Source organism: Streptomyces sp. NPDC002888 (assembly GCF_042888465.1).
Classification (GTDB): domain Bacteria; phylum Actinomycetota; class Actinomycetes; order Streptomycetales; family Streptomycetaceae; genus Streptomyces.
Genome location: NZ_JBIAPU010000031.1, coordinates 90,447 through 109,097, shown reverse-complemented (window position 1 = coordinate 109,097; position 18,651 = coordinate 90,447). Strand labels below are relative to the sequence as shown.

General features: G+C 70.4%; 13 protein-coding genes. 6 read left to right on the top strand and 7 right to left on the bottom strand.

What is annotated here, in order from left to right:
* Window positions 1-4: 4 nt before the first annotated feature.
* Window positions 5-2,722, bottom strand: coding sequence for an ATP-binding cassette domain-containing protein (locus ACFYWX_RS37885; protein WP_389429449.1), 2,718 nt, complete (start codon window positions 2,720-2,722; stop codon window positions 5-7).
* A 141-nt stretch (window positions 2,723-2,863) separates the two neighbouring features.
* On the opposite strand from ACFYWX_RS37885, the gene ACFYWX_RS37880 reads away from it, so the two are divergent.
* Genes ACFYWX_RS37880 through ACFYWX_RS37865 form a run of 4 tightly spaced genes read left to right on the top strand, consistent with a single transcriptional unit; the run spans window position 2,864 to window position 7,583 of the window.
* On the top strand, window positions 2,864-4,105 hold the full coding sequence (locus ACFYWX_RS37880; RefSeq protein ID WP_389429448.1) for an ABC transporter substrate-binding protein: 1,242 nt from the start codon (window positions 2,864-2,866) through the stop codon (window positions 4,103-4,105).
* A 16-nt stretch (window positions 4,106-4,121) separates the two neighbouring features.
* A complete protein-coding gene (locus ACFYWX_RS37875; RefSeq protein ID WP_389429446.1) occupies window positions 4,122-4,832 on the top strand; it encodes an ABC transporter ATP-binding protein in 711 nt (236 codons plus the stop codon).
* 10 nt (window positions 4,833-4,842) lie between these two features.
* Complete coding sequence (locus ACFYWX_RS37870; protein WP_389429445.1) at window positions 4,843-6,186, top strand: hypothetical protein; 1,344 nt, start codon at window positions 4,843-4,845, stop codon at window positions 6,184-6,186.
* A complete protein-coding gene (locus tag ACFYWX_RS37865) occupies window positions 6,183-7,583 on the top strand; it encodes an acyl-CoA reductase (RefSeq protein WP_389429444.1) in 1,401 nt (466 codons plus the stop codon). Before ACFYWX_RS37870 ends, ACFYWX_RS37865 begins: the two co-directional genes overlap by 4 nt.
* A 63-nt stretch (window positions 7,584-7,646) precedes the next feature.
* Here the strand turns inward: ACFYWX_RS37865 and ACFYWX_RS37860 are convergent, their stop codons facing one another.
* The 5 genes from ACFYWX_RS37860 to ACFYWX_RS37840 form a co-directional block, all read right to left on the bottom strand.
* A complete protein-coding gene (locus ACFYWX_RS37860; protein WP_389429442.1) occupies window positions 7,647-10,109 on the bottom strand; it encodes a cellulosome protein in 2,463 nt (820 codons plus the stop codon).
* An 88-nt stretch (window positions 10,110-10,197) separates the two neighbouring features.
* A complete protein-coding gene (locus ACFYWX_RS37855) occupies window positions 10,198-11,025 on the bottom strand; it encodes a carbohydrate ABC transporter permease (protein WP_389429441.1) in 828 nt (275 codons plus the stop codon).
* Entirely contained in the window at window positions 11,022-11,945 is a 924-nt protein-coding gene (locus ACFYWX_RS37850; RefSeq protein ID WP_389429439.1) for a carbohydrate ABC transporter permease, read from the bottom strand. Before ACFYWX_RS37850 ends, ACFYWX_RS37855 begins: the two co-directional genes overlap by 4 nt.
* Before the next feature lie 18 nt (window positions 11,946-11,963).
* Complete coding sequence (locus ACFYWX_RS37845; protein ID WP_389429438.1) at window positions 11,964-13,295, bottom strand: ABC transporter substrate-binding protein; 1,332 nt, start codon at window positions 13,293-13,295, stop codon at window positions 11,964-11,966.
* 75 nt (window positions 13,296-13,370) lie between these two features.
* On the bottom strand, window positions 13,371-14,408 hold the full coding sequence (locus ACFYWX_RS37840; RefSeq protein ID WP_389429437.1) for a LacI family DNA-binding transcriptional regulator: 1,038 nt from the start codon (window positions 14,406-14,408) through the stop codon (window positions 13,371-13,373).
* A gap of 138 nt (window positions 14,409-14,546) precedes the next feature.
* Between ACFYWX_RS37840 and ACFYWX_RS37835 the strand changes: the two genes are divergently transcribed.
* Complete coding sequence (locus ACFYWX_RS37835) at window positions 14,547-16,661, top strand: alpha-galactosidase (protein ID WP_389429517.1); 2,115 nt, start codon at window positions 14,547-14,549, stop codon at window positions 16,659-16,661.
* Between the two features lie 77 nt (window positions 16,662-16,738).
* On the opposite strand, the gene ACFYWX_RS37830 is transcribed toward ACFYWX_RS37835, so the two are convergent.
* Window positions 16,739-17,584: an oxidoreductase gene (locus ACFYWX_RS37830; RefSeq protein ID WP_389429436.1), complete on the bottom strand. Its 846-nt coding sequence runs from the start codon at window positions 17,582-17,584 to the stop codon at window positions 16,739-16,741.
* Window positions 17,585-17,689: 105 nt separating this feature from the next.
* Here ACFYWX_RS37830 and ACFYWX_RS37825 point away from each other — a divergent pair, with 105 nt between their 5' ends.
* Entirely contained in the window at window positions 17,690-18,604 is a 915-nt protein-coding gene (locus ACFYWX_RS37825; RefSeq protein WP_389429435.1) for a LysR substrate-binding domain-containing protein, read from the top strand.
* The last annotated feature ends 47 nt before the right edge of the window (window positions 18,605-18,651 follow it).

Below are 18,651 nucleotides of genomic sequence, written 5' to 3'. Positions count from 1 at the left end.
CCCGTCAGGACAGCGTCTCCGGCTCCAGGTCGCCCAGATAGGCCGCCCGGACCGCCGGATCGCGGCGCACCTCCTCCGGCGTACCGGAGCAGATCCGGTGTCCGAAGTCCAGGACGACGACCCGGTCGCAGACGCTCATGACCATGTCGACGTCGTGCTCGACGAGCAGTACCCCCATGCCCCAGTCCTCGGCGAGCCGCCGCACCAGGTGGGCCAACTCCCGCGTTTCGTCGTCCGACAGCCCCGCGGCCGGTTCGTCCAGGAGCAGCACGGACGGGGAGGCCGCCACCGCGCGGGCGATGGCCAGCAGCCGCCGCTCACCGTACGACAGGTCGCCCACCGGCCGGTCCAGCCTGTCCTGGAGCCCGAACTCCCTCACGGCGACGAGCACATGAGCGGGCAGCGGGCGACTCCCCGGGCGGACCAGGTCCGTGAGGTACGCCCACCGGCCGGGCCGGTCGCAGGCCGCGTACAGGTTGTCCAGGACGGTCATGTCCTCGAACAGCTCCAGCGACTGGAAGGACCGGCTCAGCCCGGCCGCCGCCCGGCGGTGCACCGGCCGACGGGTCACGTCCCGGTCGCCGAGCCGCACACTGCCGGACGCGGCCCGGGTGAAGCCGGTGACGGCGTCGATGGCGGAGGTCTTGCCGGCCCCATTGGGTCCGATGAGACCCACGACCTGGCCCGGTTCGACGTCCAGCGAGAGCCCGTCGACGGCGACGACTCCGCCGTAGCGGACCGTGAGGTCCCGCACGTGGAGGGGGAGCGGTGCGGCGCGGGGCACGTTCGGGGCGGCCGGCCCGCCCTGCAGTACGGCCGCCGACTCGTCCTTGCGTACGGCCGGACCCCGCTTCGGGGAGAGCTTGCGCCGGACGCCCTTGGCCTGCCTGCCGAGCTCCTTGCCGATGCCGTCCTGGTTGCCCACCAGCGTCAGCACCAGGATCACCCCGCCGATCAACGGCATCCACTCGCTCAGCCCGGGCAGCACCAGGTCTCCGAAGCGGGCGCCGACCGTGCCGGCGGCGAAGGTGGCGCCGAACAGCGGGCCGACGAGGAAGCCGACACCGCCGATGACGGCGAGCCCCAGCGCGGTGATGGAGTCGAAGCTCGCGAAGTCGGAGAAGACCACCGAGGTCGAGCGGAAGCCGGTGAGGACTCCGGCGAGCGCGGCGATGGCCGCGGACAGGCCGAAGGCGTAGAGCTTGGCCGCGCGGACGTCGATGCCGAGGGCGGCGGCGGCCCGCTCGTTCGCCCGTACGGCGATGAGCCGGCGGCCGGTCCGGCTGCGCCGGACGTTGGCGACCACGAGCGTGGCGGCGACGAACATCACCAGCACCACGGCGGCGTACCGCTGCGGATGGTCGACTCCGGAGATGCTGATGCCGAAGAGCGTCTGTTTGCCCACCGCGATGCCGTCGCTGCCGGGGGTCGTCGACAGATCGGTGTTCTGGAAGACCATCGCCTCCAGCGTGGTGCCGAGGCCGAGCGTGATGATCGCGAGATTGACCCCGCGCGTGCGGACCGCGGGGAGCGCGAAGAGCAGGCCGATCGGCACCGTACCCAACACACCTGCCAGCAGAGCGAGTTCGAAGGGCCATCCCCAGTCGGCCGCGGTGTGTCCCGCGATGAAGGCACCGGTCCCGGCCAGGGCGTAGGCCGCGAGGGAGACCTGCCCCGCGTAACCGGTGACCACGACGATCGACAGGATGATCAGCGACAGCACCAGCGTGTTGGTGATCGCGTCGGCCCACAGCGGCGTCGACAGCGCCACCAGGCACAACCCGACCGCGACGGCGACAGCCAGCGGCACGGGCCGCACCCGTCCGGTGCCGAGGGCGGGCAGCCGGTCCAGGAACGTGCCACGCAAGGGGAGCGCTCGACCGCGCGCGACCAGGACGAGCGCGATGAAGAGGAAGGGCACCGACGCGGCGAGCCCGGTGACGTCGGAGCCGAAGCGGGTCAGCTCGGACTGCACGAGGCCGATGACCAGACCACCCGCCAGCGTGACCGGGAACGACGAGAACCTGCCGACCAGGGCGGCGGCCAGCGCGCTCAGCAGCAGTGTGGTCAGCCCGGTCACCGACAGACCGATGACCGGCACGATCAGGATGCCCGTGAGTCCGGCGAGCGCCGAGCCCAGTGCCCAGTTGGCGGTGGCGATCAGGTCCGGGGACCAGCCGAGCGCGGCGGCGGTGTTCTCGTTCTCCGCGACGGCGGTGGTGCCCAGACCGAACAGGGTGCGCTTGTAGAGGAGGTGCAGGACGACGGTCACGGCGACCGCGATGCCGAGCAGCCAGACACGGTCCTCGGAGACCGTCGCCCCTGCGATCGTCAGCAGCCGGGTGGGCAGCTTGCCCGGCACCAACTGCAGGCTGTCTCCGTAGCGTTTGACGGCGACGGCGGTGAGCACGATGAACACCGCCAGCGTGCCGACCAGCCGGGCCAGGGTGGACGCCCCGCGCAACGGGCGGAGCACCAGCAGATGGGTGAGCACGCCCAGCACCGCGGAGGCGAGCACCCCGCAAGCGGTGGCGGGCCAGTACCCCACCCCGTGCCGGCTTGCGAGCTCCCACTGCACATAGGCGCCGGCCATCCCGATCGCGCCGTGCGCGAGGTTGAGGACACCGGAGCCCCGGTAGACCAGCACGATGCCGTGCGCGGTGAGCGCGTACAGCGCACCGAGTCCCAGGCCGAGCAGTGCGAAGCGCAGGATGTCATCCACCGGAACCTCCTATCCCTAGCGTGAGAGACAGCATATTTATTTAAATAATTGTGTCCAGAGTACTTCACTAACGAAACCGCACACCGCATTCTGTTCGGCATCTCGTCCTCGCCCATCCGGGCCGTGCCCCGCGGAGGGACCATGAACAACGACTCACGCCGACGCAGAACCGCCGCAGCGAGCTGTCTCGCGGTGACCGGAGCCCTCCTCGCCGCCGGTTGCGGGGGAGAGGCCTCCGGCAGCTCGACCGAGACCTCGTCACTGAAGGGCTCGCCGGTCAAGGTGATGGTCTGGGCGCCGGAGGACACCCAGGGCAGCGCCCAGCCCGGGATCCGGCTCACCGCCCAGGCCTACGAGAAGTGGATCAACGCCAACGGCGGCATCAAGGGCGGCCCGCTGAAGGTACTCACCTGCAACGAGAAGGGTGACCCCGACGAGGCCGAGAAGTGCGCCCAGCAGGCCGTTGCCGAGAAGGTGGTCGCCGTGGTGGGCTCCTACAGCCTCGCGGGCGACCGCTACATGCCCATCCTGCAGAAGGCCGGCATCCCCTACATCGGAGGGACCGGCGTCTCGGCGGCGGAGTTCTCCAACCCGCTGTCGTTCCCGGTCAACGGCGGCACCCCCGTGGTGTTCGCGGCCCACGGACGGCAACTGGTCGAGGAGGGCTGCAAGAAGATCTCCGGCGTACGGTACGACGTGGCCGCCGCCGCGATCGTCTCGCAGTTCCTCACCCTCGGCGCGGTCTCCGCCGGAGGGGCGGCGCCCAAGGACCTCAAGGTGCCGGTCACCGCGACCGACCTCGCCCCGCAGGTCGCCGCCGCGACCAAGGGCAGTGACTGCGTGAGCGTCATCCTCGGCACGCACTCGGACCTGTTCGTGAAGTCGTATGTGCAGTCCGGCGCCAAGACGAAGCTCGGCAGCGTCGTCGGCAACCTCACCCCGCAGCTCGCCGAGAGCACCGGCGGGAGCGGCAGTCCGCTGGAGGGCTCCGCGATCACCGGCTACTACCCGCCGATCTCCGACCCCGCCTGGAAGGACTTCGTCGCGGCGGCCCAGGGCAAGGACATCGACACGACCAACGGCGCCAACGGGACGACCTGGGTGGCCTTCAAGGTCTTCACCGAGGCCGTCAGGCAACTGCCCACGATCTCGGCGAAGGCCCTGGTGCAGGAGCTGAACACCACGACGGGCATCGACACCGGCGGCCTGACCCCGCCCCTGAGCTGGAAGGCGTCGACGGCCCTGCCCATCAAGGGCCTCGACCGCATTCACAACACCACCGCCACCGAACTGACCATCCGCGACGGAAAGATCGAGTGGGCGAAGGCGGGGTCGACCTTCGTCGACGTCCGGAAGGTGCTGACGGCGAAGCCGGCCGGCTGACCGAAGGAGAACGTCCGTGCACGACACCGCGCCCCTGATCGAAGCCAGCGCCCTGTCCGCCGGATACGGCGCCCGACCCGTCGTCCGCGACCTCGACCTCCAGGTCCGCCCCGGTGAGGTCGTCGCCCTGCTCGGACCCAACGGCGCCGGCAAGAGCACGACCCTCCGGGCGCTGGCCGGCGACCTGGCGCCGATGAGCGGGGAGGTGCGATGGCTGGGCGCGGCCGACCGGTCGCCGCTGCACCGCCGCGCCCGCGCCGGACTCGCCTACGTCGGCGAGCGGGCCGTCTTCAGCCGCCTCGACACCGCCGACAACCTCCGCGTGGGCAGGGTGACCGCGAAGCAGGCCCTCGCCCTCTTCCCCGAACTGGAGAAACGGCTCAGGACCAGTGCGGGCATGCTGTCGGGCGGCGAACAGCAGATGCTGTCGCTGGCCCGCGCCCTGTGCCGCGCTCCCCGGCTGCTCCTCGCGGACGAACTGTCCCTCGGCCTCGCCCCGTTGGTGGTCGACCGTCTCCTGCGCGCGGTGCGGGAGGCGGCCGACCAGGGCCTCGGCGCCCTGCTGGTCGAACAGCACGTCCGCAAGGTGCTCGACATCGCGGACCGTGTGTACGTCCTGCACCGCGGCCGCATCACCATGACCGGCACCCCCAAGGAACTGCGCGGGAGCCTGGACGCGATCGAGTCGTCCTACCTCGCCGAAAAGACAACCTATGCGACTGATTGAGGTGGGAGCTGTGACAAGCGCACGCGAACAGATCCGATCCCTGGTTCTGTCCGGCGACACCTTCGAACAACCCGGCCAAGAGACAAGGGAGTTGCAGCTCGAAGCCGCGCGTGAGGCCTTCGCCGCCCACCGCGAACGCATCCCGCTGCTGCGCACCCGCGCGGAGGAGACCGGCGTACGCGAGGTCACCGCCTTCGAGGACCTCGTCCCTCTCCTCTTCTCGCACACCAGCTACAAGTCGTACCCCGTCTCCCTCATCACCGCCGGCCGCTGGGACCGGCTCCTGCGCTGGTACACGACCGTCTCGGCGGTGGAACCCGACGCCGTCGACGTCGACGGCGTACGCGACATCGACGAGTGGACCGAACGCATCACGGCAGCCGGCCACCGCCCGTACATCACCAGCGGCACGTCGGGGAAGGTCTCCTTCCTCAACTGCGACGCGAGCGACCTGGGATTCCTGCACGACATCCTGGAGAACCTCACCTGCTGGCCCGACCCGCTCCCGCCGAAGCCCACCCGCCGCGGCTACCTGCTGGCTCCGGCGAGCGGCCCGATGCGCTCCATCGACGGCTTCCGGTGGCACGCCGAGGTCTTCGCGTTGCCCGGAGAGACCCGACTGCTCACCGACGACCCGCTGAAGGTGTCCGAGCTGATGAGCAGCGCGCTGCTGCGCCGCAGGATGGCGGAGGGCACCGCGACGCCACAGGAGATCAGCTCCTTCGAAACGGCGTCCGAGAGCCGCGAGGCGGAGCTCGACGCGGCGGTGACGCGGATCGTCGACGACATCGCCGCGCACCGCGACGAACCACTGCTGATCGCCGGGATGAACAACCAGCAGTTCGCCCTGATCCAGGCCCTGCGCGCCCGGGGCGTCCCGGACGGAAGTCTCCACCCCGACACACTGGTGCTCAGCGGCGGCGGCAACAAGGGCCGCGCCCTGCCCGACGACTACCAGGCGCAGTTCGCCGCCTTCTACGAAGGGGTACGGCGCGTACGCAGCTACGGCATGACCGAGCTCCAGGGCTCCTGCCTGGCCTGCGAGAAGGGCAACTACCACGTGCCGCCATGGGTGATCCCTCTGGTGCTGGACCAGGCGGGCGAGACGCTGCTGAACGCGGAACACGGCGTCGTGGAAGGGCGGTTCGCCTTCCTGGACGTCTCCCTGGAAGGCCGCTGGGGCGGGCTGATCAGCGGCGACCGGGTCCTCGTGGACTTCTCGCGGTGCGACTGCGGCAGATCGGGGCCGGCCGTCCTGCCGGACATCCAGCGCTACGGCGACCTCGGTGGCGACGACAAGATCACCTGCGCCGCCACACTCGACTCCTATGTGCGAGGGATGATCCACGGATGAGCCCCACGACACTCGACGGCACCGCGGCAGACCCGGTGGCCGTGGTCCACGTGGTCCGCGGCGAGGTCGACCACGGCTCGCCCACCGCGCACGGCCGCCCGGGCGCCGCCTTCACCGCACCGGCCCTCGACCTGGACCGCCTCGTCTGGCCCCGCACCGAACCCGGCCCCGCCTTCCACGTGCCCGTCGCGGAGATCGTCGACCTGCTCGTCGAGACCGGCGAGGCCCTCAGGGCGGACCGCGACGGCCTGCTCGCCGAGGCCCTGGACCGCATGGTCCGGGTCAGCCCGCTCCCCGCCGAAGTGCTCGAACGCGCCTATGCCGTGCTGTGGCGCAGCTTCCAGCGCACCGGCCTGCACGCCCAGATCGACCACGAACTCGGCGGAGCGGACGTCCTCGACGGCTGGCGCGAGGTACGGCTGCCCGACGACCGGACGGCCGCAATCCGCGCGTTCCCGCCGCGCCTGGTGCACATCATTGCCGGCAACGCACCCGGCGTCGCCGCGATGTCGGTCGTGCGCGGCGCCCTCACCAAGGGCGTCAACCTGCTGAAGCTGCCCTCGAACGACCTGTTCACCGCGACGGCGATCCTGCGCACGATGGCCGCGGTGGCCCCCGGCCACCCCGTGGTGCGCTCCTTCTCCGCGGTGTACTGGCGCGGCGGCGACGAGACGGTGGAGAGCGTCCTCTTCCGCCCGCAGTTCTTCGACAAGCTGGTCGCCTGGGGCGGCGAGGCCACGATCCGCGGGGCGCTGAGGTACGTCGGTCCGGGATTCGAACTCGTCTCCTTCGACCCCAAGACCTCCATCTCCCTCATCGGAAGAGAGGCCTTCACATCCCCGGAGAACCTGGCCCGGGTCGCCGACGCGGGCGCCGCCGACGCCACGTTCTTCAACCAGCAGGCGTGCGTGGCCAGCCGCTTCCAGTTCGTCGAGGGCTCGTGGGACGACGCCGACCGCTACGCCGCCCTGCTGTGCGAACGCCTGGGTGTGGCACGGGAGTTCAGCTCCGCCGACGGACCGCGGGTCGCCGCCGAACTCCGCGAGGAGATCGACGTACTGCGTTCCCTGGCGCCCGAGTACCGGGTGTGGGGCGGCTATGACGGCCGGGGCCTGGTCATCCGCTCACCCGAACCGGTCGACTTCCACCCCGACGGAAAGATCGTCAACGTGGTTCCGGTCGCCGCGCTGTCCGAAGCCATTGCACACGCCGGGGTCGCCACCCAGACGGTCGGCGTGTACCCGGACGCCCGCAAGGCGGAACTGCGCGACGCCCTCGCCTGCGCCGGAGTCCAGCGCGTGGTGTCCCTCGGCCGGGCGGGCGGCATGCCACCGGGCCTCTCCCACGACGGCTTCTACCCCCTGCAACGGCTCATGCGCTGGGTGAACGACGAGTGACTCTCAGGGCGCCGCTGAGGCCTCGGTCCCCATCGGACCGAGGCCTCAGCGTGTCCGGTCCGGTCAGCCGATGACGCGGCCCAGCTCGATCCGGTCGATGTTCGGCGCCCAGGCGCTCGCGTTGCCGAACGTCACCTTGTTGGAGCCCTTCTTCAGGTCGACCGGGACACCCACCGTCCAGTAGTCGTCCCAGCTCCAGGTGTTCTTGAAGGTGACCTTCCGCGGGTCGCCGGTCCCGACCGTGATGTCCGCCGTACGGGACATGATGTCGGTGTTGTAGGCGTGCCCGTTGTCGCGGCGGTCGTTGTGCGCGTAGTGGACGACCAGGAGATAGCGGCCGGACCTGGGCGCGTCCACCGCGAACTCGGCGGTGCTGTCGGCACTGTTGCCGAGCCACCCGACGTACGAGCCGGCGGAGGCGTGGGCGGAGTCGACGAGCTTGGCGCCGCCCTGGAGGGTGGCGGAGGCACCCTCGTAGGAGAGCGTGCCGGAGGTGGAGCCGTCGCCCCGGACGTCGAGGGAGCGCACGGCCGCGTGCTTGGCCGTCACCGCGACGCGGTTGTTGCCCGCCACCAGGTAGAGCCGCAGCGGCCGGCCCGGCACTGGCGCCACGCTCTCCCCGTGCAGGGCGAGCCGCACCGGCGCCGAAGCCCGCGGCACCACCGTGTAGTAGCCGTCGCGCGGGGCGTAGACGTCGAAGACCGCCTTGTCGCCGGAGCGCAGGACGAGGGCGCCCGTGCCCACCCCGGCCGACGAGGAGTAGTCGTACGAGGGCTTCCCGCTGATGTCCGCGAGCGTGGCCTCGTACGACGCGGACGGCGCCCCCTTGTGAGCCGTCAGGTCGATGCGGTCGAGGGTGACCTCGGCGTCGCCCTTGGCGAGTGACAGCACGTGGGTGCCTGCCGGGAGCCGCAGCGTGACGTCCTTCTTGGCGCGGTAGGTCCAGTTCTCGGTGGAGGGGTACGTGACCGTGACCGGGTCCCGGCCGTCGACCGACAGCTTCTGCGTGGCCGGTGCTCCGGACTGGTTGCCGTACAGGATCGCCAGGTCGTACGTGCCGTCCTGAGGGACCGACACCGTGTAGTCGACCTTGCTGGTGGCGGTGTTGAGCGAGCCGACGTCCTTCGTCCCGGAGGCCGCGTAGCCGTTGGCGTTGCTCACCGTGCCCTGGGTGTAGACCTTGCCGTCGGTGATGGCCGCGTCCTCGGCCTCGTACGACGCCGACCAGGGGACGGACGCGGCAGTCGGCGTGCCGGAGCCGCCGGGGGTGAGGACGATGCGGTACGCGGACATCTTGTGCAGGCCGCGCAGCGGGACGGTCACCGTGCCGTCGTCCGCGACCTTCACCTTCGTACGGGCGAGGACGCGGGGCGTCGCGTGCTGCCCCTCGTAGCCGGACCAGGCGGCCTCGGCGATGGTCGCGGTGACCGTGCGGCCGAAGACTGAGCGGGAGACGTTCTTCACCACGACGTCCGCGTCACCGGCCGAGCCGCCGAGCAGGACCTGCGCCTGGCGGCGCGAGGGGTCGAGGGAGGCGAGGCCCTGGAGGGTGTCGATGGTGTTGGCCTGCGGCGGGGTCACCCTGACGGTGTCGCCGGTCAGGCCCGCGTACCAACGGAAGAACCACCAGCCGCCGTTGGGGATGTTGGACCGGACGACGTTGCCGTCCATGTTGCCGGCGGCGTCCCAGTAGGCCTGGTTCGCGTACACCTTGTTGCGCTCGAACATCGAGACCCACTGCACGAGTTGACCCGGTACGGAAAGGTCGCGGCGGTTGGCGTACTCATCGATGTTGATCTTCAGTGGGCCGATGCCCAGTTCCCGTTCGAGGGCACGGTAGTTGTCGTGGTGTCCCTGGAAGTCGCGCAGCGAGCTGGAGCTCAACTCGTGCCAGGTCATCACCTGGGGCAGGACGTTCTCGCGCTTGGCGAAGGTGAGGAAGTCCCTCAGGAAGACGGGGTAGTAGCCGGTTTCGTTGGGGCCGGCGATCGTCGCGTCCGGGTCGATGGCGCGGATCCGGTGGTACACCGTCTTCCAGTGCTCGAAGAACCGGTCGCGCTCCGCCTCGTACTGGGGCCCTTCGGGTTTGAGGTTGTACCAGATGAAGTCCGGCTCGTTGAACGGGATGTAGACGAACCGTTCGCTGTTCGGGTCGCCCGCGATCTCCTTGGTGATCTTGTCGACCTTGGGCAGGTAGTCGTCGATGCCCAGGTTCTCGTACGGCCACTTGGCGTAGATGTCCTGCATCATCACGTTGATCTCGCCGCCGCCGTTGCGGAAGAACGACTTGGAGACGGTGAGCGCGTCGCCGTTGGGGTGCTGGACGCCGCCCTCCGGCTTCTGCGAGATGCTGGTGATCTTCAGAGGTTCCAGCGCGGCGTCGCTGGGCACCCCGTCGTCGCTGAGCCCGTACAGCGCGCCGTTGGCGCCGAGCATCACCGGGCCCTCGGAGGAGGCGAGATCGACGGTGAGGCGCTGCGGGTCGGCGGCTGCGGCCGGGCTTGCGGCGGGAAGACTGCCTGCCATGGCGGCTACTCCAAGTACTGCTGTCATCAAGGCGGTTCTGGTACGGGTTCTCGTGCGGGTGGGGGTGATCACGCTGCTGGACCTCCAGTCACTTGACGGCTCCACTGGTGATTCCGGACACGATCTTTCGCTGGCCGACGAGGAACACGGCGACCATCGGCAGGCTCATCACCACGACGTACGCGAAGACGAGATGCCAGTTGTTGAGGTAGAGCTGGGCGCTGGCCACCTTGTAGAGGTTGAGCGGGAGGGTGGCCCGTTCGCCGCCGCCGAGGACGAAGAAGGCGTAGAAGACGTCGCTCCAGGCGTAGAGCATCACCATGATCGTCGCGGTGGCGATCACCGGCCTGAGCAACGGCAGGATGATCCGCGCGAAGATCCGCGCCGGCCCTGCCCCGTCCATCCGGGCCGCCTCCTCCAATTCCATGGGGATCGCGCGGATGAAGCCCGTCATGAAGAAGATCGACGTGGACAGGTACATCCCGGTGTAGACGGCGATCATCCCGGGCCGGGTGTTCGCGAGCCCGAGCTGCCGCAGCTCCATCACGATGGTGATGACGGCGGGCGGCAGCAGCAGCCCGCTGATGCACAGCGCGTACGCCGCCGAGACCAGCCTCGACTTGCGGCGGGCGAAGACCCAGGCGGCACCGGCACCGAGGAGCAGCACCAGGACGACCGAAGGCACCACGACGAGCAGGGAGTTGACGAAACCGCGCAGCATCTCGCCCTGGCTGACGGCGTCCTGGTAGTTGCTGGCGGGCTGCCAGTGCACCGGCAGGTCCAGGTTCGGCTTGATGGCCTCCGCCTGCGGCTTCGCCGACGTGACGACGACCAGCCACAGGGGTACGCCGACGGCGAGGGAGGCGAGAAGGAGGACGAGGGCAGGGCGGCCGTAGCGCCACATCACCGCGGTCACAGCAGCTGCTCCCTTCGCCGCAGGCCGACCACCAGCGGGATCGCGACGGCGACCACCACCAGGAAGAGGACGAGGCTCATCGCGGAGGCCTGGGAGTACAGGCCCTGTCCGAAGATGCGGAACATGTAGATGTTGAAGACCTCAGTGGAGGCCGCGGGTCCGCCGCCCGTCGTGGCCTGCACGATGTCGAAGGTGTTCATCGAACCGATCAGCGCCGTGGTGACGTTGAAGGTGACGGCCGGTGCGAGCATCGGCCAGCGCACCGACCAGAAGGTCCGCCAGGGCCCGGCACCGTCCATCCGAGCCGCTTCGAGCATGTCGCCGGGGATGCCCTTCAGCCCGGCGAGATAGATCAGCATGGACAGGCCCATCCACTTCCAGCCGTGGATGAGGGTGACCAGGACCAGCGTCCAGGTCGTCGAGCCCAGCCACGGAACGTCCGTGCCCAGCACGGAGTTCACGGCGCCGTCCTGGTCCAGCAGGGCCTGGAAGACATATCCGGTCGCCAGCGCCGAGATGAGCACCGGGAGGAAGAAGACCGCGCGGAAGAACCGGTTGAAACGTGTGTCCGCCTCCAGCAGCAGCGCGAGCACCAGCCCGAAGCCGTTCTGGAACAGCGCGGCCAGGAAGGCGTAGAGCAGCGTCGTGCGGATCGCGCGCAGCAGGGAGCCGTCGTCGGCGATGGTCCTGAAGTTGTCGAGGCCGGTGAAGGCGATGTCCGCGTGGTACGAGGACCAGTTGGTGAACGGGTAGTAGAAGTTGAGCAGGTTCGGCACCAGGAAGAAGCCCGCGAAGACGGCGATCGCGGGGAGCGCGAACCACCAGGGGTGGTGCACGGCGGCGCGCGGCAGCCGCCCCACCTGCTTGGGCCCACTGCTGGTGCCTGCCCGTTTCCGCGTACGTATGGCTGTGTCCGCCATCGGAGAGTCCCGTGTCGTCTAGAAGCCGGGCGCGGCCTGGGCCTTGGCCACCTGCGCGAACTGGTCCTGGATGGCCTGGGCGACCTGCTGGGGGCTCTTCTTTCCGTAGAGCATGTCGGCCAGGTAGAGGTGCGTGTCCGGGGCGACGATGGCCTTGGCCTGGAAGACCCCGATCGCCTTGGGCAGGGCGGCGACCTGGTCCTTGGACGTCTGCGGGAGCCCTTCGGGCGTCGGCACGGACGGCTGGACGGACGGGATCTTCATCGCCTTGATGTAGTCGGCGTAGTCGGGGCCGAGCCAGAAGGCGAGGAACTGCCGGGCGGCGTTCTGCCGCTTCTCGTCGCCGGTCTTGAACGCGACCACACCGTTGGTCTGGTCTGGGGAGTACAGGCCGGTCGCCGAGGAGTTGGCGATCGGGAACCAGCCGATCTTCTGGTCGAGGTCGGCGGTGGAGTGCTTGGCCTGCAACTGGCTCTGGAAGGAGGTGACGTTGAGGGCCATGCCGACCTCACCGTTCCACAGGGCGTCGGCCTGACCGGTGAAGGTGCCCGTCCGGTAGTTCTTCTGGGCGAGTCCGGCGTCGAGCAGCTTCTCCTTGTACTTCTTGATCGCGGCGACGACGACCGGGTCGGTCCACTTCTCCTTGTTCTGGTTCAGACCGGCCCACCACTGCTTGTCGAGGTCGGTGAGCTGGACCTGCATCTGCCACTGGAGGGGCCACTTGTCGCCGCCGGCCTCGTAGAAGGCGGCCGCGTCGGTCTTGTCCTTGACGGTGCGGCCGAGGGCCAGCAGCTCGTCGTACGACTTCGGGAAGTTTTTCTCGGTGAGTCCGGCCTTCTTGAAGACGTCCTTGTTGTAGTAGACGCCGAGCATGGCGGGGCTGGTGACGATCGCCGCGTACCGCTTGCCGTCGATGACGCCGAGCGACCTCTCGGTGTCGCCGAGCTTGGACACCCAGGGCTCCCCGTCGAGGGTGAGGAGGTTCTGCTTGGGCTGGATGAACGGCAGCGTGGAGATCGACGGCTGCCAGAACATCAGGTCCGGGCGGTCGCCGGAGGCGAGCTTCGTCGGCACGTTCTGCTCGTACAGGTCCGGGATCGCCTGCGTCTCCACCTTCGCGCCGGTGGCCTTCTCGAAGGCCTCGACGACCTGCTTGGGCGCGTTGACCGTGTTCTGCGCGGTCCACATGGTCAGCTTCACGCCGTCCAGCCGGGCCGTCGGGTTCACGGCCGTCTGCTTCCCGTCCGTGCCGGAGTCGCCGGAGTCGCCGGCCGTGGGATCACTGCACGCGGTGGCGGCCAGGCCGAGGGCGGATATGAGGGCCAGGGTGGGGAGAACTCTTGTCTTCATCGCGTGCCTTTCGAGACCAGGTGGTTCAGGGCAGGGCAGGGCAGGATTCAGAACAGCGGTGCCTGTAGGGGGACGTCAGCGATCGAGGGACGGCGACCCCGAGCTCTCCCGCACCACCAGCTCCGGTACGGACACGGGATGCGGGGCGATCTGCGCGGACTCCTCCAGAACCCCGTGCAGCAGGGCGAAAGCGGCCCGGCCCAGACCGGTGAAGTCCAGGCGTACGGTCGTCAGGGACGGGGTCAGATAGGCGGCGTGCGGGGCGTCGTCGAACCCGGCCACGCTGACCTCACCGGGGACGGACCGGCCGGCCTCGTGCAGGGCGCGCAGCACGCCGAGCGCGAGGTCGTCGTTGCCGCACAGGATCGCGGTGACCGCCGGGTCCTTCGCGAGCCTGTGGCCCGCCGCGTGACCGCCCGCCGGACCCCAGCTCCCCTGCACCGGACGGGGCTCGGGCGCCCCGGCCTCCTTGAGCGCCTGGCGCCAGCCGCTGGTGCGGGCGCTGGTGCGCCGGGTGCTGGACGGGATGGCGACGTAGTGCACGCTCTCGTGGCCGAGGGAGAGCAGATGCCGGGTCGCCTGGTAGGCGGCCTCGCGGTCGTCGGTCCACACCCAGGGGCGGTCGCCGCCGGGCGGGGCCGCGGGAGTCTCGACCACGCCGACGACCGGGAGTTCGGCGGGGACGGCTCCCAACGCCCGTACACCGGCCGGATCGTAGGCGATCACGATCAGCCCGCCGCCGGCGTCCGCCGCGCGCTGCACCTCGGCGGCGACGGCTGCGTCCTCCGCCGATTCGAGGACGCCGATCCCGACCGCGTAGGACGCGGCGCGGGCGGCCTCCTCGATGCCCTGGAGGATGGAGGCGTAGCCGTAGTGGGTGGTGTTGGCGGTGAGCACGGTCACGGTCCTGGTGCGGCCGCTGGCCAGTGCGAGGGCGGTGGCGTTGCGCCGGAAGCCCAGCTCTTCGATGGCGGCGAGCACCCGTTCCCGGGTGGACGGCTTGACGCTGGGATGCCCGTTGATCACCCGCGAGACGGTCTGGTACGAGACCCCGGCGGCCGTCGCGACGTCCCTGATGCTCGCCGGGCGCCTTGTGTGACCGGTCACATTCATGCCAGGATTGTGACCGGTCACAATGGGGTCGTCAAGAGACCGTAACGATGGATTCACGCGACTGACGCGGACCGCCGCCGGCGCACGGGCCGGGCGGGGGTCGGGAGGGGAGACGCCTTGGCCGGTACGGCGGACGCGATGAGGAACGCCACCAACCAACCCGAGAACAAACTGAGTTGGGGGCACTCGGCCCTCACGGCCGAGTTCGCCACCGCCCCCGACGGCACCCTGCGGCTGGTCCGGTTGGCCCCTCCCGGCGAGGCCGGGCCCGCCCACCCTGAATCCGCGCTGCCCCTCGTCGAGCTGACCGCCCTCGGCCATGGCAGCGGCTGGTCCGGCCCGCGCTTCACCGGCACCGCCCTCGGTACGCGGCTGACCCACCGGGCCCACCGCAGCGGCAGCCGCCCCGGCTGGGAGTGGCTGACCGTCGAACTCCACGACGAGGCGACCGGGCTGACGGCGTTCGTCGAGCTGACGTCCCCCGTCGGACTGCCCGTGCTCCGCTCTCAGGTCCGGCTGCGCAACGACGGCACGCGGCCCCTGACCGTCCAGTCCGTCAGCAGCCTCCTGCTCGGCGGCCTGCCGGCCCCGCATGCCCTCGACGTGCACCGGGCCCGCAACGACTGGCTCGCCGAGTGCCGTTGGTACGCCGAGCCCCTGCGCAGCACCGTCGCCGACATCAACGTCGACGCCCACCAGCACGACAGCCGGGCCGCCCTCGTCCTCACCGGACGCGGCAGCTGGCCCACCGACGGCCACCTCGCCATGGGCGCACTGACGGAACGGGCCGGCGGCCGGACCTGGCTGTGGCAGATCGAGTCCCCGGCCGGCTGGCGCTGGGACCTGGGCGAACGCGCACACGGCACGTATCTGGCGCTGAACGGCCCCACGGACGCGGAACACCAGTGGCGGACCCGTCTCGCGCCCGGCGCGGAGTTCACCACCGTGCCGGCCACGCTGGCCCTGGGCGCCGGGTTCGACGAGGCGATGGGCGCGCTGACCTCGTACCGGCGTGCCGTACGCCGCCCCCACCCGGACCACACCACCCTCCCCGTCGTCTTCAACGACTACATGAACACCCTGATGGGCGACCCCACGACCGAGAAGCTGCTGCCCCTGATCGACGCGGCCGCCGAGGCCGGCGCCGAGTACTTCTGCATCGACTCCGGCTGGTACGACGACGACACCGAGGGCTGGTGGGACAGCGTCGGCGAGTGGCTGCCGTCGCCGCGCCGCTTCCCCGACGGCGGCATCCAGGCGGTCCTCGACCGGATTCGCGAGCGCGGCATGGTGCCCGGGCTGTGGCTGGAGCCGGAGGTCGTCGGCGTCCGCAGCCCCGTCGCGGCCACGCTCCCGCCGGACGCCTTCTTCCAACGCGACGGCGTGCGGCTCAGCGAGCAGGGCCGACACCAGCTCGACCTCCGGCACCCGGCCGCCCGCGCCCACCTCGACAAGACGGTGGACCGGATCGTCGGCGACTGGGGCGTGGGCTACCTCAAGCTCGACTACAACATCGCGGTCGACCCGGGCACCTGCGCCCCCGACGACATCTCACCCGGGGCAGGACTGCTGGGCCACACCCGCGCCTACCTGGACTGGCTGTCCGAGCTCCAGGACCGCCACCCCGGGCTCGTCGTCGAGAACTGTGCCTCGGGCGGGATGCGGATGGACGGTGCCACGCTGGCCGTCACCCAGCTCCAGTCCACCAGCGACCAGCAGGATCCGCTGTGCCTTCCGCCCATCGCCGCCGCCGCGCCGACGGCGGTGCCGCCCGAGCAGGGCGCCGTCTGGGCCTACCCGCAGCCCGACTTCGACGACGACCTGATCACCTTCACCCTCGGCGGGGCGCTGCTCGGCCGGATCCACCTCTCCGGCTACCTGAACCGGATGTCCGAGCAGCAACTGGCCCTCGTACGGGACGCGGTGGCCGTCTACAAGACCATCCGCGGCGATCTCGCGAAGGCCGTACCGTTCTGGCCGCTCGGCCTGCCGGGGTGGACGGACGAGTGGCTGGCCCTGGGGATGCGGGTGCCCGATGGCCCGTCGTACGTGACGGTCTGGCGCCGGGGCGGGTCGGCGACCCCCGAACTCCGTGTGCCCGTCGCGGACTTGGCGGGCCGCGAGGTCCACACGGAGATCCTGCACCCGTCGACCGCGACCACCGGCTCGGCGGTCTGGGACGGAGACGCCCTGCGGGTGTCGCCGGGATCGACACCGGCGGCCGTGCTGGTGCGTCTCACTTCGGGGGCGTGAGGCGGATCTTGGGGCTGGGGCTGGGGCTGGGGCTGGGGCCAGGCCCGCGCCGGCCGGATCCTCCCCCTGTCCGGCTGTCACTCCGTGTCGAAGTCCGTCCCCCGGGAGACCTTCTCCCACTCGGTGAGCTCGGCCCGTACGGAGTCCAGGTGTCCGGTCAGGGAGTCGACCGCGTCGCTGCCGAGGGCAAGACGGAGCGGGGTCTTCTCGGCGTCCAGAGCCAGCCGGATCGCCGCCGCGGCCTTCGCCGGGTCGCCGGGCTGGCTGCCGTCGCCGCCCTGCACCAGCTGCCGGGTCGCGCCGACCTTCTCCGCGTACGCCGGGTTCTCCTCGGAGAAGTACGCCGCACCCTTGCCGAACAGGTTGGTACGGAACGCGCCGGGCTCCACGATCAGCACCTTGATGCCGAACGGCGCCACCTCGTCGGCCAAGCCCTCCGACAGCTGCTCCAGCGCCGCCTTGGTCGCGCTGTACGCGGAGAACCCGGCGAAGGACAGCTGCCCGCCGAAGCTGCTGATGTTCACGACCGATCCACTGCCCCGCTCCCTCATCTGCGGCAGCAGCGCCCGGGTCAGCCGCGCCGGGCCGAACACGTGCAGCTCGAACAGGTCGCGCAGCTCCCGGTCGGTGGTCTCCTCGAACGCCCCCACCTGGGTGCGGCCGGCGTTGTTCACCAGCACGTCCACTCTGCCGTAACGGGCCAGGACGTCGGCGGCCACCGCATCGATCTGCTCGCCGTCGGTGACGTCCAGGCTGATCGCCTCCGCACGGTCCGGGTACGCGGCGACCAGGTCGTCCAGCGCCTCGGTCCGTCGAGCCGTGCCGATCACCGTGTCACCTGCGGCGACCGCGGCCTCCGCGATGGCCCGCCCGAAACCGCTGCTCGCGCCGGTGACCAGCCAGACCTTGGCGTTCTCGCTCATCTTCATCTCCCTCGTCAACTGCCGTCCGGGGCTCCCCGTCGACAGGTCCCATCCTTCGTCAGGAGCCAGAGCAGCGTCCAAGTCCCGTTGTGATAGCCATGAGTTATGAATGTCCATGGGCGCGATCTGCGCTACTTCATCTCGGTCGCCGAGGAGTTGAGCTTCACCCGCGCCGCCGAGCGGCTGTTCGTCTCCCAACCCGCGCTGAGCAAGCAGATACGGATGCTGGAAAAGCAACTCGGCGTGGTCCTGTTCGAACGGGACCGGCGGACAGTGCGGTTGACCTCGGTGGGGGAGGCCCTGTTACCGCACGCCCACGAGGTGCTGGCCGCCTGGCAGACCGCGGAGGCGGCGCTGGAGGAGGCGAAGACCGCCGAGCGGTGCACTCTCGTGATCGGCATGTCCACCAGCCCGGGCCGCGGGCTGCTGCCCGCCCTGCGCACTCGCCTTGTTTCCCGGCATCCGGACGCGCGGCCCGTCCTGCGCCAGGTCAACTGGGCGGATCCCAGTGCCGGATTGGCGGATGGATCCAGCGACGTCGCCTTCGTTTGGCTGCCACTGCCGGACGACGACCGTTACCAGTATGCGGTGGTGGCCCGTGAGCCTCGGCTGGTCGCGCTGCCGGACGGGCACCCCTTGGCGGCGCGGGCCGCGTCCGACCCCGAGGGAAAGGTGGACTTCACCGACCTGCTGGACGAGCCCTTCCTCGCCCTCCCTCCGGAGGCCGGCCCGCTGCGTGACTACTGGCTCGCCCTGGACGCCCGCGACGGTCGCCAGCCGCGGATCGGCGGGGTGGTGGCCAGCGCCGAGGAGACCTACGAGGCGGTCGCCAGCGGCCAGGGGGTGGCGCTGCTGGCCACCGGTAACGCCCCGCTGGTCGTCCGGGACGAGGTGATCGCCGTGCCGGTCCGGGGCGTTTCCCCGTCCCAACTGGCGGTGGCCGCCTGCCAGGACGACGAACGGCCACTCGTTCTCGCCTACCTTGCCGCTGCGCGGGAGGTCGGGGCCACAACCTGTTGACTCGGTGCCACCATCAAGGCGGCAGGGGCCGGGTCGGCGGCCTCGTC